This window comes from Pseudomonadota bacterium, from assembly GCA_039028155.1.
GTDB lineage: Bacteria > Pseudomonadota > Alphaproteobacteria > SP197 > SP197 > JANQGO01.
Window position 1 is genome coordinate 1 of record JBCCIS010000117.1, and the last position, 2,448, is coordinate 2,448.

The window sequence follows — 2,448 nt, forward strand, 5'->3', positions numbered from 1 at the left end:
CAACGCGCCGACGATGCAGCCGATAAAGGCGCAGCGCAGGGACAGCCACCAATTGTTGATCCAATCGCGTGCACCCTGAAGCCAGCCGGGACCCAGTTTGCCGGATTCGGAAATCGTGGTTTGGCGGCGCAGGAGGTCGATGATCTCGGGCGTTGCGAACATCGCAAGACCGACGATGACAAGCGGCAGCGGGTCCAGCAAATAGTCGGTGCCGAAGGTCGCCCGCTGCACGCCCGATAAGGGTGCCGCGCCCAGAGCCCCAAGCATGAGGCCCAGCGCGCAGGCCGCGAGCCCCTTCCAGATGTTGATGCCGGTCAAGATGCCGACCATCGAAAGCGCCAGCACCACCAGCATGAACTGTTCGCCAAAGCCGATCGACAGGATGATCGGTCTGGCGGCAAAGACCGCGAATGACAGGACAAGCGCCCCGAACAATCCGCCGAACAGCGAGGAAATGAACGCCGCTGAAAGCGCGCGGGTCCCTTCGCCATTCTTGGCCATCGGGAAGCCGTCCATCACCGTGGCCTGAGATCCCGATGTCCCGGGTATGCCCATTAGAACGGAAGTGAACGTGTCCGAGGTGGTGGTGACTGCCGTCAGCCCGATCATCATCGCCAACGCGGTCGTTGGCTCCATACCAAAGACAAAGGGCAGCAGCAGTGCGAGGCCGGCGGTACCGCCAAGTCCCGGCAGCACGCCGACGACAAGGCCGACAACAACCCCGGTCACCAAGGCAAGCAGCGTCGATGGGTTGGAGATTTCAGCCAGAGCTAAGAGTGCTGCGTCGAGCATGGCGGCGCCTGCGCGAAGACTAGAACAGGAGTCGGGCGCCGCCTAACGGTGCCAGGTCAGACACCATTAGGCGGCCGCGAACGATCAATCGAGCGACGAGTCGTAGTTCTCTTGCAAGAAGGCGTTCGCCCATTCACGCACGGCAGGGTCCATCTGGGTGCCGCCGGCGATGGCGCTCGTTGTCTCATCGCCAAAGTTCACGGGCATCTGCCCAACTTCACGGTCAAGCGCCGCGCGAACCTCAGGGTCGGCCACGACTTCGCGCACCGCGTCGATGTAGGCCTGGCGGATATGGTCCGGCGTTCCCGCCGGCAGCATGACGGCCTTGGAGATCATCACCTTGCCGTACATCAGATTGCGCAGCAGGTCGTAGCCCAGGCCGCTTGGCGCCTCGCCCGTGGCTGCCTCATAAAACTCCTCGAAGGTCGGCAGGTCCGGCAGGTCGGGATCGCGCTGCAGGACGCCATTTTCGTCAATCACACCGTAGCTCCACATCGCCACGACGTCCGGGTTTTCCTGGAAGTCGTTGATGAAGGACAGCGTGTTGTCGGTGTTCATGTTCATCTCACCGCGCAGGAAAGCCGCTTCCGCGTCGCTGGAACTTAGGCCGAAGATCACTCTTGCATCGACGTCGAGCAACTCCATGGCAACGAGATCCAGCATCTCGGCGGAGATCGGGGTTTCCAGACCGAACCGGATGCTCGCATCGCGCATGCCGGCAAGATCGGTCGCAGCGTCCGCGCCGCCGCCGGCCGCCCCAATCTGATCGGTCAGTCCGAACAAGGTCGCACCGCGCGGGAATCCCGCAATAGCAGTCCATTCGTTGGGGTCATACTCGGCAACGTCGGCCCCCAACATCACGGGCAGAAAGGTCGAGGTGGACGCCATGAACAGGGTCGTGCCGTCGGGCGCACCATCGGTATGAAAGGCATTCGCAGCCGTGACCGACCCGCCGCCCGGCTGATTAAGCACGATCACATTGGGTTGTCCTGGAAGCTGTTCGGCAAGGCTTGCCGCCAAGATCCGGGTCAAACGATCCGTGCCACCACCCTCGCGGAAGGGAACGACCCAGGTGACGGTTTCGCCCTCAAGCGAGAAGTCCTGCGCGTGTGTCATGGCCGGGGCCAGCATTGTCGCGGCAAGAAGACCCATCGTCAGGCGTCTGGTGAGTTTCATGGTGTTTTTCCCTCCCATTGTTTCAGCTCGACACTTTTGTGTGCCAGCCAACAGATTCCCGTGCCGCCCATGGTCTCATCGATTGATAACTGAGACAAACTCAAAGAAATCATTGATTAGTGATATTTTCACACTAATCTAGCGGTCATGCACATCAAACTCGACGACCTGCAAGCCTTTGTAACGATTGCCGAATTCGGTGGATTCGCGCGAGCGTCCGATGAGTTGAACATCACGCAGTCTGCCCTTTCCCGGCGGATCAAGAAGCTGGAGGACGCACTCGGCGCGCGGTTGCTTGACCGGACGACTCGGCGTGTCTCAGTCTCCACTGTCGGCGAGGAATTCCTCCCCGAAGCGATGCGCATCGTCGATGAATTCAATCAGTCGCTCAGCGACATCAGGGACCTGATTCAGGTGCGTACCGGGACGGTCGCGATCTCAACCAACATGACGGTTGCCGATACGCTGTTGCCGGAGATC

3 protein-coding genes are annotated in these 2,448 nt (G+C 60.9%); 1 reads left to right on the forward strand and 2 read right to left on the reverse strand.

Annotation, left to right across the window (positions count from 1 at the left end; all coding sequences use genetic code 11):
* Together AAF563_25560 and AAF563_25565 are read right to left on the reverse strand one after the other, a co-directional pair.
* Positions 1-792, reverse strand: a 792-nt coding sequence (locus tag AAF563_25560) for a tripartite tricarboxylate transporter permease (protein ID MEM7124669.1), incomplete at its 3' end; no start/stop codon positions are given.
* A gap of 84 nt (positions 793-876) precedes the next feature.
* Positions 877-1,968, reverse strand: coding sequence for a hypothetical protein (locus AAF563_25565; protein MEM7124670.1), 1,092 nt, complete (start codon positions 1,966-1,968; stop codon positions 877-879).
* Between the two features lie 147 nt (positions 1,969-2,115).
* Here AAF563_25565 and AAF563_25570 point away from each other — a divergent pair.
* Positions 2,116-2,448: LysR family transcriptional regulator (locus tag AAF563_25570; protein ID MEM7124671.1), on the forward strand; the 333-nt coding region annotated here is incomplete at its 3' end.

Bases quoted from the DNA above. Each gene is read 5' to 3' on its own strand.
- AAF563_25565 (MEM7124670.1), bottom strand. From the start codon at position 1,968: ATGAAACTCACCAGACGCCTGACGATGGGTCTTCTTGCCGCGACAATG.